This window comes from Mesorhizobium sp. M0663, from assembly GCF_040320585.1.
GTDB lineage: Bacteria > Pseudomonadota > Alphaproteobacteria > Rhizobiales > Rhizobiaceae > Mesorhizobium.
On sequence record NZ_JAMYPX010000043.1, the window covers coordinates 1 to 13,936 of the forward strand.

The 13,936-nt window shown below is 57.8% G+C and carries 9 protein-coding genes and 2 pseudogenes; 4 read left to right on the forward strand and 7 right to left on the reverse strand.

Going from position 1 to position 13,936, the window contains the following annotated elements:
- Positions 1 to 369 precede the first annotated feature (369 nt).
- On the reverse strand, positions 370 to 1,365 hold the full coding sequence (locus tag NKI54_RS33015) for a GHMP family kinase ATP-binding protein (protein WP_352693852.1): 996 nt from the start codon (positions 1,363 to 1,365) through the stop codon (positions 370 to 372).
- A gap of 366 nt (positions 1,366 to 1,731) precedes the next feature.
- Here NKI54_RS33015 and NKI54_RS33020 point away from each other — a divergent pair.
- A pseudogene (locus NKI54_RS33020) lies at positions 1,732 to 1,876 on the forward strand (integrase core domain-containing protein); the annotation flags it as partial.
- A 139-nt stretch (positions 1,877 to 2,015) separates the two neighbouring features.
- Here NKI54_RS33020 and NKI54_RS33025 read toward each other — a convergent pair.
- From NKI54_RS33025 to NKI54_RS33050, 6 genes and pseudogenes are all read right to left on the reverse strand, one after another.
- Positions 2,016 to 2,259 (reverse strand): annotated as a pseudogene (locus NKI54_RS33025) (malate synthase G); the annotation flags it as partial.
- Positions 2,260 to 2,604: 345 nt separating this feature from the next.
- Entirely contained in the window at positions 2,605 to 3,003 is a 399-nt protein-coding gene (locus NKI54_RS33030) for a cupin domain-containing protein (protein ID WP_352693854.1), read from the reverse strand.
- A gap of 75 nt (positions 3,004 to 3,078) precedes the next feature.
- On the reverse strand, positions 3,079 to 4,146 hold the full coding sequence (locus tag NKI54_RS33035; protein WP_352693856.1) for a GlxA family transcriptional regulator: 1,068 nt from the start codon (positions 4,144 to 4,146) through the stop codon (positions 3,079 to 3,081).
- 1 nt (position 4,147) lies between these two features.
- A complete protein-coding gene (locus tag NKI54_RS33040) occupies positions 4,148 to 5,392 on the reverse strand; it encodes an NAD(P)/FAD-dependent oxidoreductase (protein ID WP_352693858.1) in 1,245 nt (414 codons plus the stop codon).
- A 1-nt stretch (position 5,393) separates the two neighbouring features.
- Positions 5,394 to 7,082, reverse strand: coding sequence for a hydantoinase B/oxoprolinase family protein (locus NKI54_RS33045; RefSeq protein WP_352693860.1), 1,689 nt, complete (start codon positions 7,080 to 7,082; stop codon positions 5,394 to 5,396).
- 3 nt (positions 7,083 to 7,085) lie between these two features.
- Positions 7,086 to 9,134 carry a hydantoinase/oxoprolinase family protein gene (locus NKI54_RS33050; RefSeq protein ID WP_352693861.1) on the reverse strand — a complete coding sequence of 683 codons (2,049 nt, stop codon included), beginning with the start codon at positions 9,132 to 9,134 and terminating at the stop codon, positions 7,086 to 7,088.
- A 602-nt stretch (positions 9,135 to 9,736) separates the two neighbouring features.
- On the opposite strand from NKI54_RS33050, the gene NKI54_RS33055 reads away from it, so the two are divergent.
- The 3 genes from NKI54_RS33055 to NKI54_RS33065 all read left to right on the forward strand — a co-directional run bounded on the left by NKI54_RS33055 (position 9,737) and on the right by NKI54_RS33065 (position 13,930).
- Entirely contained in the window at positions 9,737 to 11,173 is a 1,437-nt protein-coding gene (locus NKI54_RS33055) for an aminobutyraldehyde dehydrogenase (protein WP_352693862.1), read from the forward strand.
- 221 nt (positions 11,174 to 11,394) lie between these two features.
- Positions 11,395 to 12,957 (forward strand): ABC transporter substrate-binding protein, encoded by a 1,563-nt coding sequence (locus NKI54_RS33060; RefSeq protein WP_352693864.1) that lies wholly within the window; start codon positions 11,395 to 11,397, stop codon positions 12,955 to 12,957.
- Between the two features lie 13 nt (positions 12,958 to 12,970).
- Entirely contained in the window at positions 12,971 to 13,930 is a 960-nt protein-coding gene (locus NKI54_RS33065) for an ABC transporter permease (RefSeq protein ID WP_352693866.1), read from the forward strand.
- Positions 13,931 to 13,936: the final 6 nt, after the last annotated feature.

Below are 13,936 nucleotides of genomic sequence, written 5' to 3' on the forward strand. Positions count from 1 at the left end.
CCATCATCAACGGCCATCCACAGAGCCAGATCGAGGAACTCATGCCCTGGCGATTCCGGAAAACATCAAGCCCAAACCCATAGGTGATCGGCGAGGCGCTTACCTGCTCAGTGGATGCCGGGCCGTTTCTATTACCCCGATTGAGGAATGCTCGGATGAGCTCGAGCCCCGTTATCGGACACCCAGGCGGCGGCCAGCGTACCTATTTGTTCTACCTTTCGGCCTTGGGAGGCCTGGCTATCTTCGCCGCGCATCGCGGGCTCGATCGGCGCCATATGCTGTCGCTAGTCCAGGGCGCCTGGCTTAAAGCGCACGACTCATCACGGGACAGACCGATCTCGCGACATATGCACAGAGAGGACTCTCATCTCACCCGCAGCCAGTCAGACATACTCTAGGCGAGTTGTCGAACGGCGATACATGGGAGAGCACGGATCGAAGCTTCCGTGGAAAGTCAGCCGCCGTTCGATCAAGCAGAATTCCAATCATTGTGCCGCTGTGCGCGACTATGACCCCGAGTGCGCCAGTAGCCTCGGATGCTTTCAGCATCGAGTTCAGGTGCTCCTTTGGAGCCCGCTCCTGATGCAGGAGCGCGCTGGCCGTAGCTATTCTGCCTATCGTGGCCGTGTCACCCCGCGGAATTGCTATCCGTGCGCGGTCGAGTAAGTGCTGATATTCTGCTCTGTGACTGGCGGAGATTTCACCTCGCCGCTTATCATAGTCGACGGTTTCGACCGTCCCCCCTTCATCAATACCAACGATTGCAAGTGGCGGCATTTGCCCGAGGAAGGAGAGGAGGCTACATGTGCGCTGTTGATATGCGACTACTCCGGGGTACATCACCCCGTCGGATGGCTCGATCTCCGCCATTAGCTTCTCGATCAACGATGTCTGAACTCTACGTCTGAAACAGCGGGCGATTGACCGTGCAGTCGCAACGAGATCGGCAGACGAGCTCGCCAGTCCTTTGCCTTCGGGTATCTCGGATTGCAAAAAGAGGATTCCTCCTGAGACGCCGAGCGCAATCACGAGATTTTCAGCCAGTCGTTTCGCTTTGACTTTATGTGCCGGATAAACGGTTACAGATCGTGCGCAGGCAATCGGCATGAAGTAGGCCCGCGCAAAGAGCGCGATGGGCATCGTGATCAAGAAGTGATGGTCCCGGGGAACGGAGCCGATCGGCAACTGGCCTTGCAGCAATTCGCCGAATGTGCCGCAGCAAAGAGCCTCGCCATCGTCAGAATGAACTCTTGGCTGCTGCCCGTCCTCGGCGATAAGCTCAGCAGTGCCTCCGAACATCTGTTGATACATGGATGGCCTCCAAACTTCATCAGCAGCCGCTTTTATAAGTTCTGTAATCGACATACTCGCCCCGCTTCCTAGAGATCCGATAGGAGGGGTAGAATTTTGGGTCGCCATATCACTTCCCCGTCGAATTCATTCAAGCATGGTTTGCCGCTACGAGACGAGATACGGATCGTCGGAAGATCGGCTCGCGTCTCAGTTGGGATACTTTGCGTCTAGGTGCCTGACCTCAGACTTTGGGGTGAACGTAGCATTGTCAGCAATTTTGGGTCGCAAAGATTCTGTGAAATTACTTGTAGGATCTGTTGCACTGTTTGATCGCCGCCGGCGTGGTATGGAGCGTCTCAGCGAGGTTCGGTGGCGCCACGTTCAGGGACGCCCATTTGAACACAAGCGATCCTTTCCGTGCGCTGCACGTGGCCCTGGAAGGGCGTTACGCTTGACTTCAGCCGGCCGGGAAAGCGCGGATAAACTGCGTCGAAGCTTCAACGGTCCCTTCCGGGCGGAGTGCCTGAACGTCCACTGGTTCCTGACCCTTTGCCGACGCCGTCGAAGAGTGGAGGATTGGCGCTGATACTACAATCCTGTTTCCATAACACCCAATCTATCTATGTCGTTGAAGCGAATAGGCTGGGATCCCTGTGGGGTATTTGGATTCTGCCTCGCACGCCAAACAATGCTCTGAGCCACCGGAAGAAGGGCACAGGTGGCCAGGCGATCACCTTCTCGCCGCGCATGGGATTGTAGCTCCTCCCCTTCTCCGCGCCGTCGGCTTCCGGAATGGCGTCCGTGCCGCAGAGCACATCATAGAGCGAGCCCCAGCGCATATTGGCGGGCGCTCAGCACATAGCGCGCATTCATCACCGGCACGACCAGCTGCGGCCACGCTATAGTCGCGATCTTCGGATCGACGTTCTTCGTCGAAACGCTGAAATCCGGCCCTTCCGGCACCAGATTAGGGCTCTGGTGGCGCTTACCTATTGCTCGGCGGTCGACGACTGGAGTGAACCCCACGGGCTGGACCAGCGAGGCGCACTAAAGTCGCCTGTTGGTAACCAGCCCGCCAATAGGTCTCGGACCGCCCTGGCACGGCCGGAGTGGTGCATGCAGCCGTGAGGTTTTCGATCGGAGAGCGGTGGGTTCTTGCAGGTCGGTGCACTCACGGTCATAAGCGCGGTGCTACCTCAATTTCCTTACCGCTCAATCAGTGTGAGAGCACCTGCGCCACAGCCGGATATCGACGGATTTGCAATACCAGGCCATTTGCGCACTCCCACTGCCCAAGGCCGTCGCAAGGCGTTAGTCACCGCCATCTGAGGCGTCGAAAACCATGAAGTACTTTTTCATCTTTTCCTCTTGCTTCCACAGACCAGTGAATCCCGATGGCATGAAAAAGCTATCGCCTTTCGCAAAGGTCTTTTCGCGCCCATCTTCTTCGACAATCGTAACCGATCCCTCGATTACATGCATAAACTCGTCTTTAGGGTAGTTTTCGATCTTTTCAGTGTACGCTGTGGCTTCCCAAAGACCGACACGGACTTGGCCGGGTCTCAGCCGATCACCTATGTAGAAACGATGTCTGCGGTCTTTTGGTTCGCCAACGACTACTCCATCATGCGAGATTGTCTCCCACGGAGTCATGCCATTGGCAGGATCCCCGTCGGGCGTCAGACGTATAACGCGAGTTGCTTCCGACATATGTGATTGTTCTCCATCGGTTCGCAGCTACTATTCAGCCCATAGTGCAGCCGAGAAACTGCGAAACTCGCCAATCTACGGCAGTATCCGGCCACGGTCCGCACTCAAAGGCGTCGCGCCCTGGCCAAGGATATTGACCAAAAGGCTCGAATTCGGTTGGAAGAACATCGCCAACCGGTTTTCCGATTGCGCCTTTCCAGCCGCCAGTCGGGCGCGTTCTTCATTGGGGGTGATCCCGAAGAAGGATTTGTAGGACTTACCGAACCAGGACGCCGTCGAATAGCCGCAGGCAAAGGCGATCTGGGAGATCGGAAATCGCGTGTTCAACAGCAGCGACTGAGCCTTTTGCAGGCGTATGGCGGTATAGAATTTCCCAGGGGAGACGCCAAATTCCGCTTCGAACTGTCGATACAACTGTCGTGGCGACATGTTGGCGCGCACTGCGATATTGTCCAGAGGTACCGGTTTGGCCGTGCAGCGGCGCATGGTTTCGACTGCCGTAGACAGTTTCTTGTCCCGGGCGACCAAAGACGCATCTGCATCATTCAGGAAAAAGCACTGGCGTACCCTCTGGGAGATCTCATCGCCCTGATGCTGGGCCAGAAATCTTAGCATCATGTCCAGTACGGCCATCCCGCCGCTGCACGTGAAGATGCGCCCGCTTTGCTCAACACCGGAGCTGTGGAAGTCGACCTTGGGGAATAGTTCCCGCGCGCTGTCGAATTCTTCCCAGTGAATAGTCGCGGCCCTCCCATCAAGTAGCCCTGCTTGGGCGAGAAGCAGGGGCGCCGTGTCCACCGCCAAGATCCACGTCCCGTGCCGTTCCGCAGCTCTGAGCCAGCCCAACAGTCGCGCGGAACTCGCAGCTTCGGGAAAGTAGGACGCATTCAGACAGACAATATCGGCCGGAGGGGTATTGCTATCGAATTGTAGCTGGGCTGCGAGCGTAAAGCCGTTGCTTGCACGGGGGGCGTCGGACTGGACGCCCTTGATCGTCCAGTCGAATGCCTTCCGGCGATGGGCCAAGTTCACGAAACGTAGTGCCTCGAGGATCAGTGTCGTGGTCAGCATGGAGAAGCCGTCCGCGAGAACAACGTCGATCAGGACGGGACTTGGAACCGTTTTCGAGGACTCGTTTGCCATACTATCCGTGATTAAAACGCCGCGAGCTGAACGGCGCAAGATTATAGTCGCTGCGCCCTTTGGCGATCAGGTCGGAGACCGTCTTGCCGACGATTGGACCGATACCGAACCCGTGGCCGCTTAGACCGGCCGCGACGAATAAGCCGCGGGGTTTGGCAAGGGCATCGATCACCGGGAGTTCGTCTGGAGTGTAATCGATATAGCCGGCCCAGGCGCGTTCGTAGGTGATCGGGCCAGCCGCAGGATATTCTTCGAGAAAGCGTTTGGAAGCCCGTGCGAGCCCCTTCCAGTCGGGCCGGGGGTCTAGCATGCGATGGGTCGTGAAGTCGGCATACTCCCCCATCACGCTGCGGATCAGCGGCTTGCCCAAGCTAAAGCGGACATTGCGCCAATTGCGCTGCGCCAGTGGCAGGAACTTCAGACCATGCACTATGCTGTCGAGCATCAGATCGTGGAAACCGTCCTCCGCTACCGCAATGTTGACCCGCCCGTCGAGGCGTTGCCGATAGGCACATTTGCCCCAAACCACGAGTTTGCGCATCTCGATGGGCAATACGCTGGTACGACCGACCGTGCCGCGGATCCAAAGGGTAGGATGTCTGATCCCAAGCGACTTCAAAAGAAGACTGGTCCAAGCGCCTGAAGCCAATACGACGGTTTCACAGTCGAGCCGACCCTGCTCTGTCTCGACTGCGCAGACGGCGCCGTTCTGCGTGTCGACAGACACAGCGGCTGTGTAGTCCATTATCGCGGCGCCGAGCCGGGCAGCGCCCCGGGCGAAGGCCGAGGCTACCTTTTCGGGTTCCGCGCAGCCGTCAGTGGGCGTAAAAAGCGCACCCTGACAGTCGCGCGAGTCGTAATGCGGCAGCAGTTCGGCGACTTCGCTCGGGGTCAGAATCCGGGTCGTAAGGCCAAACTCGCGAGCGGTAGGCATGAACGCTTCGGAGCGCTCGCGCATTTTCCTATCATAGATTACTCGCATCTGGCCTTGCTGTCGCCAGTCCACGCTTTCGCCGAGCTCCGCCTCGATCCCATGCCAAATGTCCAGGCAGTCGAGCATCATCGGGATTTCGCTTGGGTCGCGCCCTTGGGTACGAATGGCGCCCCAATTCCGGCTCGACTGCTCCCCGTTGATGCGGCCCTTCTCCACCAGAGCCACGCGCTTGCCAGCCTTTGCCAGGTAATAAGCAGCGGTCGTCCCGACGATGCCTCCGCCGATTACAACCGTGTCGAACCGACGATTCATTTCAAGAGACCGCCTTCGATGCGGCGGGTGAGTAGTGCCTTGCCGCAAAATCGTCCGAAGTGAAGGCATCGCGGACGCTGCGGGCCACATCGGCCGGGGCACGTTCGGCCGGATCGCCAAAACCCGCTCCACCTGGCGTGATCAGACGCACAGCATCGCCTTTCGCCATGATGCGGTCGACAACGTACATCTCGATTTCTTCAACTTCGCCATCGGCCCGGTGGTACTCTAGCGAAGCGCGCCCACCCTCTCCACCGCCGAAAATGCCCGGCGCCGGGCTTTTCTTGCCGTCGGCCTTCGTTGAAACCGAAACGCCGTCGACCAGCGACCCGATGTCACGGATGATCGCCGCCCCGCCCTGGGTCCTGCCCGGCCCGGCCGTATCGATTGCCAAACCGTATTCGCGCACGATTAACGGAAACTCGATCTCCAGGGCTTCGGCGGGCGTGTTCGATGTGTTGGTGATCCCAACCTGGGTACCATGCATTCCATCCTTGTAAAGCGTCGCACCAACGCCGCCCGCAACGGCCTCGACATAGACAAATGGCTCACCCGACCGGCGCTTGCCATAGAACGCCATGCCAGTGTTGATGTCCGCCGATGGGGCCACAGCCCGGTCTTGCGGCAGCGCCCGCGCGAAGGCTAGCGTAATCGCACGCACCACCCGTTGGGCTGTATACTCGCGGTTGCCGATTGCTGCTGGGAACTCGGGGTTAACGATTGTTCCCACAGGAGCCTCGATCCGGACGGGCTGGAACATACCGAAATTGGCTGGAATCGTCGGGTCCACCATCATGTTGATGCCGCAGAAAACCGCCGCAAGGAGAGGATACGGCCCCAGATTGATCGAGCCCTTGGCCTGCCGGTCGGTGCCCGCAAAGTCGAGGGTCACGTTTCCATCGTTGATGAACACGGTGAGACAGATTTTCTTGCGCGGCCCCGGTACGCCCTCGTCATCGGTATAGACCTCTGAGCGGTACTCCCCGTCAGGCAGTTCCTTGAGCCTTTGCCGCATGCGCCGTTCGGTATAGGTGAGCAGATCGGCCATGCTCTTCTGCACCCGTGCCAAGCCGTGTTCTTGCGAGAGTTTCCGCAGACTCTGGGCGCCCTGACTGTTGGCGGCAATCTGCACCTTGAGATCGAGGATCCGCTCCATGGGGTCGCGGGTGTTATGTGCGATCAGATAGAGAAGGTCTTCGTCCAACACGCCCTCGCGAACGATCCGCATGTGCGGGATGCGGATGCCCTCGGCAAAGACGCTGGTAAGGATGTGATCAGTTGACCCGGGAATGACGCCACCGACATCCGAGTGGTGCCCGATATTGCCAATGAAATACTCGATCTTACCTTCGATGAATACGGGTGTGATGATCGAGATATCGTTGTTGTGCGATCCGCCTGCCAGGTAGACGTCGTTGCAGATAATTACATCGCCCTCTCGAATGCTCTCGATACCTCGACCCTTCAACAGTGTCTCCACGCCACCCATGACTCCCGACAACAGCATCGGAATGTAAAGTGCCTGGCAGATCAGCTTCCCCGTTTTGTCGAAGATCGCGACGGATGCATCTTTGCGTTCCTTGATGTTTGTGGAGAAAGAGGAGCGGATGAGCGTGTTCATGACCTCATCGGTGATCGACAGAAGCCGGTTGTTGAACACTTCTACGTCTATAGCGTTGATTTGAGTCATGGCTCAGGCCGCCTTGCGAGTCAGAATGATGTTGCGCCAGTTGTCGACCGTTGCAGTCCAGCTTGAGGGGAGAACGGTCGTTGCAGTGAGTTCTTCGACAATCGCGGGTCCGACGATCATCGCCCCGACGGGCAACTTCGCACGATCGTAAATTCCCGCCTCAGCCCAGCCGTCGCTTTCCTGACCCATGTGGACCAGACGGGTAGCGAGACGGGCGCCCTCAACCGTGCCAGTCACTATAGGCGGTTGTTCAAGTGGCCTGGCAATGTTGCCGATGGCCTCGACCCGGGCATTCACGATCTCGATCTCGCGGTCCTCGACGTGATAGCCATATACCTCGTCGTTGACGCGGTAGAACGCCTGCACAAAGGCATCCTCGTCGATCATGTCGCCTTCGACGCGAACCTCGAAGTTCTGGCCAAGGTAGCGCGCCTCGATAACACGGACGTACTGACGCAGTGCTTCATCGACGCCTTCGCTGATCAACCAGCCCTCGGCTTCCGCCGTTAGGATCGCTGCGTTGTCGAGAACCTCCTGCCAGCTGGCATCCGAGAGCGCTGTCACATGCGACTTCACAAAGCTTCGGGAAATGTTCGAAAGCAGGACACCCCGCGCACACATTGTTCCGGGAGCCTCTGGGACAACAACAATCGGAATCCCAACTTCATCCGCCACGAAGGTCGCATGCAGCGGCCCCGCTCCCCCAAAAGCCACCAGCGCGAAATCATTCAGATCGCACCCGCGCTCTATCGATACCGACCGGATTGCACGCGCCATATTGGCTACCGCTATCCGAATTATGCCGTCAGCCACGTCATCGGGCGCTGCGCCGATCTTGGCCGCAATTTCCGATATGACGCGCGTCGCCGCAGTGCGGTCCACCGGCATGGCACCATCGAGCAGCGCCACCGGATTGAGACGACCCATATGTAAGTTTGCATCCGTGATTGTCGGCTCAGTACCGCCGCGCATGTACCCCACTGGCCCCGGCACCGCGCCGGCGGAATGGGGCCCGACCTTCATCGCGCCGGCATCATCGACCCAAGCGATGGATCCGCCGCCTGCCCCGATCACATGAACATCGAGCATCGGACAGCGTATCGGATAGCCGGCAACGTCCCGCAAGGGCGTGTAGGCACCGCGTCCGTTCAGAACAAGAGAGACATCCGTAGAAGTTCCGCCCACATCGAACGTCACGGCATTGGGGAATCCTGCGGCCACGGCAACCTGCGCAGCCCCCACCACGCCCGCGGCAGGTCCGGAAAGGCAGGTCCGGACCGGATAGGCCTTGGCCGTCTCCATTGACATCAGACCGCCGTTGGAGTGCACCGTATGTGGTACGGCCCGGATCCCCAGATCGCGTGAGCGATGCATAAGCCGATCCAGATAGGCTGCTATCCTCGGTGTCAGATAGGCATTCATCACCGTGGTCGAGAAGCGTTCGAACTCGCGGAATTCAGGCTGCACATCCGAGCTGAGCGATATCGGAATTCCAGGCAGTACCTCACGCAGGATGTCCCCTGCGCGCTTCTCGTGTGCGTCAAATCGATAGGAGTGCACAAAACAGACCGCGACCGCCGCAATCCCTGCTGCGCGGAACTGGGCAGCTGCGGCACGCACAGCGGATTCGTCCAACGGAACAATTTCGTCACCGTCCGCCGTAAAACGTTCCGGCACCTCGATCCGCAACCAACGCTCGACTAGCGGCACCGGGCGATGAATACAATAATCGTAAAGGTGCGGCCGCTGTTGCCGTGCAATCTCCAGCACATCGCGGAATCCCTTGGTGGTAAGCAGGCCGGTCAGGGAACCTTTGCGTTCAATGATTATGTTTGTCGCTACGGTGGTGCCGTGACCAAAATGCGCGATTGCCTTCGGATCGAATCCGGCCTCGATCACCAGCTTCAACCCATTCTCGATAGCTTCGGACGGATCATCGGGGGTTGAAGGCGTTTTGAAGTTATTCAACGCACCCGTGAGCTCGTTGATTAGCGATAGATCGGTAAAAGTTCCTCCGACATCCACGCCGATTCGATAGTGCTCCTGTGTCATTCTGTAGACCATATCCTCAAAAACATCGCCCACACCCGCTTGGGGCTCGGTCGCAAGGATTGATCGTTTATGGTCTAAGAAACAGGCACTATTCCGCCAATTAATAGCAGAATCTGGCCGAGAAACGGAGCCCTCTCATGCCGTCCTCCTCAACACGCGACCCATCCAAGATTGAAACTTAGCCCTTAGCCAAAGCTAGTCGTCTCGCCCCCAGGTACTTTTCAATCACAGGTTTCTGCCCGCTGCAGGACAAGCCAAATTTGAATGCTTGTTAAAGTGGAACGCAGGGGTTTTTCGCATCCAGAGAAGCGCGGCCAAAGACAAGGGGATGCCGCCATGGCGTGCGAACCTTGGCCGGATATTGCCAGCAATTGGCAAGATTCTCAGTTTCGAGCGTGTTTATGCGCGTTACCGTGGAGGCCGCCTCTCAGTTCGAACTGTCGTTGAAAGCGAGAAATTGAGAGCGAGGTAGACGCGATACCACACAGAGACTCATCTGCTGAGCAAGTTTCTTGGGGCCTCCCAAGCCGCACACACGGCATTCGTTAAGCGGCATCCGAGGGACCGATCGTCGGCGAGAGAATCAAGAAGAGGGGAAAATGATGAACAGCATGGTCACTTTAAAGAACTTCATCGGCGGCGAGTTCGTGAAGTCAGCGAACGATGAGCAGGTCAACATCATCAATCCCGCGAACGAAGAGGTAGTTGCGTCGTCTCCGCGCTCCGGCAAGGCCGATGTGGATCTCGCGGTGAGACGGGCGAAGGAGGCGTTTCAAAGCTGGCGGAACACCACGCCAGGCGAACGTTCTGCCTATCTGTTGGAGTTGAGTGCTCGGATCAGCGCCGATAAGGACCGGCTCGCAAGATTCGAGATGCTCAATGTCGGCAAGCCTCTTTCAATGGCGGCGGGAGAAATCGACATTGCTGTCGACAATCTGCGGTTTTTTGCAGGTGCGGCGAGGATCCTCGAGGGAAAGTCGGCTGGCGAGTATCTACGCGGATATACGTCGATGATCCGACGCGAACCCATCGGCGTTGTCGGCCAAATCGTTCCTTGGAATTATCCACTCATGATGGCCGTATGGAAGATCGCCCCTGCCCTCGCGGCGGGTAATACGGTCGTGCTGAAGCCGGCCGAACTCACTCCGATCACAGCCCTCTTGATGGCCGAGCATTGTCAGGGTCTGCTTCCTGACGGCGTCTTGAACATCGTCGCGGGTGATGGCGACCCTGTGGGTGCCTCGATCTCCGCACATCCAGATATCGATATGGTCGCGTTGACAGGCAGTGGTCGCTCGGGACAACACGTTGCATCCTCGGCATCAGCTAGTTTCAAACGGGTTCACCTGGAACTCGGCGGAAAAGCGCCGGTCGTTGTGTTCGACGACGCCGACTTGCAAGCCGTAGCGACCACAATCAGGATCATGGGTTTGTGGAATTCCGGCCAGGAATGTGGCGCGCCCTGCCGGATCATCGCGTCTGAGACCGTTTACAGCAAGCTACTCACCCTTTTGAGCGAAGAACTAGGATCTGTCACCTTTGGGGACCCCGGCCAAGACGCAACCGTCGCGATGGGGCCGGTCATCTCAAAGCAACAACAGTCTCGAGTACACGATTTCATCGATCAGTCCCGTTCAGCCAGGATTCTCGTGGGAGGAGGCGGGAGCCCCAGGCCAACCGGTTTCTTCGTGGCTCCGACGCTGATTGCAGACGTGTCGCAGTCGGATCGGATCGTTCAAAACGAGGTGTTCGGGCCAGTCGTAACCGTCCAGAAATTCAGCTCCGAGGCGGAAGCTCTTAAACTGGCCAACGATGTCCCCTATGGCTTGGCAGCTTCTGTCTGGACCCGTGACGTCGCTCGGGCGCATTCGGCGATACGAGATCTCAATTTCGGTACTGTGTGGGTCAATGATCATCTTCCGTTTGTGTCGGAGATGCCGTGGGGCGGCTTTAAGCAATCTGGCTACGGAAAGGACCTGTCCCCGTATTCGATGGAAGATTACACCCAGGTTAAGCACGCGATGGTTAAGTTCGGATAGGCCGGAACGTCGCTTCACAGCGATCGCCCAGAAGAAGTTCATCTTGAAAGCAAACGACGCTGCCAGTGAACGATAGTTTGGCTAACGCGGAACGCTAAAACTCCTTTGTCTTTAGAAAGTCTCACGTTGTGCGCCTTTCGATACCGCCTTGTCTCCAGAGCTCGACGAGGGCCTTACGGAATTTAGTCACGAATAAACTTATAACAAGAAAGGGAACAACTATGTACACGAAGAATACGTTTCTTAAGAATGAACCCACAAGGAGAGATTTCCTGAAGGCAACGGCCGCATTTGGAGCTGCGGCTGGCCTTATCGGGTCGTCCTCGTTTCCGGCACGATCCGCGCCGATTCGCGGTGGTGTTCTCAAGGCGGGGATGGTCGGCGGTGCTGCTACTGATAGCCTTGACCCAGCCGTCTGGACGAGCAATGTCCCTACATTTCTAGGCAGGCACTGGGCGGAACAGCTTGTTGAGGTTTCGCCTGCTGGAGAAATCCAGCCAGCCCTCGCCGAAGAAATCTCACCTTCCACCGATGCCAAGGTTTGGACGTTCAAAATTCGCAAGGGGGTGACATTTCATAACAACAAGGAGATGACCCCCGACGACGTCGTAGCAACGCTTGAGCGCCACGCCGATGCCAAGTCGAAATCTGGAGCACTGGGTCTACTTGGCAACATCCAGAAGATATCAACCGCCGCTCAGGACGTAAAAATTGAGTTGAAGGAGCCGGACGCAGACTTCCCGTATTTGATGGCTGATTACCATCTGATGATTCAGCCAAACGGCGGCAAGGTCAACCCGATCGCCGGCATAGGAACGGGACCTTATCACTTGTCCGTCAACGAGCCGGGGATAAGGCATGTTGGTGAGCGATACCCACACTATTGGCGAGATGATCGCGGTTTTGCGGATCAGATCGAGGTCATCGTGATCAACGACGCCACGGCACGTATGTCCGCGCTCCAGGGCGGTATCGTTGACATTGTGAACCGGGTGGAGCCGAAGGTGGTCGACCTGATGAAACGCGTTCCGGGCGTGACAATTCGCAACGTTGCTGGACGAGGCCACTATGTGTTCGTCGCGCATTGCAATACTGCGCCTTTCGACAACAATGACTTGCGACTGGCATTAAAATACGCGGTTGACCGCGAGGAAATGGTCAAAAAGATATTGATGGGCTACGGATCGGTGGGTAACGACACGCCGATCAATAAGGCCTATCCGCTGTTCAGCGAGATGGAGCAGCGTAAATATGATCCGGATAAGGCCGCCTTCCACTATAAGAAGTCCGGTCACTCGGGCTCGGTGCTTTTGCGCACCTCCGACGTTGCCTTCCCCGGCGCGGTCGATGCTGCCCAACTCTACCAGCAGAGCGCGGCAAAGGCCGGCATCATGCTGGAGATCAAGCGTGAACCTGGCGACGGTTACTGGTCGAGCGTTTGGAACAAACAGCCCTTTTCCGCCTCTTATTGGGCAGGAAGGCCCACCCAAGACCAGATGTACACGACAGCCTACTACTCCAAGGCTGATTGGAACGAGACCCGGTTTTTCCGCGACGACTTTGACAAGATGCTTATCTCGGCTAGGCGCGAGCTTGACCGTGAAAAGCGCAAGAAAATCTATGCTGCCATGGGACAGATGGTGCGCGACGAGGGTGGCGTGATAGTGCCGATGTTCAACGATTTTATTGATGCCACGGGTCCGCGTGTTGGCGGCTGGATCGAGGATGGCAGCCAAGAAATGATGGGAGCATACGCGTTGTCGAAATGTTGGGTGCAAGCATAAGCTGCGCTTCAACATGTCCTTCCCCGTCCTTAAACTGGTGGCCCAGCGCATCGCGCTGGGCATCATTCTCTTGTTGGCCGTATCGGTCCTGATCTTCGCCGGCACCCAGATCCTGCCCGGCGACGTCGCGCAAGCCATCCTCGGACAGTCGGCGACGCCGGAGTCGCTCGCCAACCTGCGCGAGCAACTGGGTCTCAACGCGCCCGCCTATGTCAGGTATTTTCACTGGCTTGGCGGCGTGCTGACCGGCGATCTCGGCACTGCCATGTCGAGCGGCCAGGATATTGCAACATCGATCAAGGGAAGGCTGTGGAACACGCTGTTTCTCGCCTTCTGGGCGGCCATCGTCGCCGTGCCGCTGGCGATCATCCTCGGCCTGATCGCGGTGCGTTACCGCAATGGCTGGGTCGACAAGCTGATCTCCGGACTGGCGCTCGCCTCGACGTCGTTTCCCGAATTCTTCATCGGCTACGTGCTGGTCTATTTCTTTGCGGTGAAATATCAATGGTTCCCAGCCATTTCGACCGTCTATGACGGCATGCCGTTCGGCGAGCGCATGCAGGCGATCGCGTTGCCTGCGACGGCGCTGACGCTGGTGGTGCTCGCCCATATGATGCGCATGACGCGGGCGGCGATCCTCAATGTCATGCAGTCGGCCTATGTCGAGACGGCGGAACTGAAAGGCCTGTCGGCCTTCAACGTCATTCGCAAGCATGCCTTCCCGAATGCGATCGCGCCGATCATCAACGTCGTGATGCTCAACCTCGCCTACCTGATCGTCGGCGTCGTCGTGGTCGAAGTGATCTTCGTCTATCCGGGCATGGGGCAATATCTGGTCGACCACGTCACCAAGCGCGACGTGCCGGTGGTGCAGGCCGACGGCTTGATCTTCGCCGCCGTCTATATCAGCCTGAACATCATCGCGGACATAGGGGCTATCGTCGCCAATCCGCGCCTCAGACATCCGAAGTGAGGACGG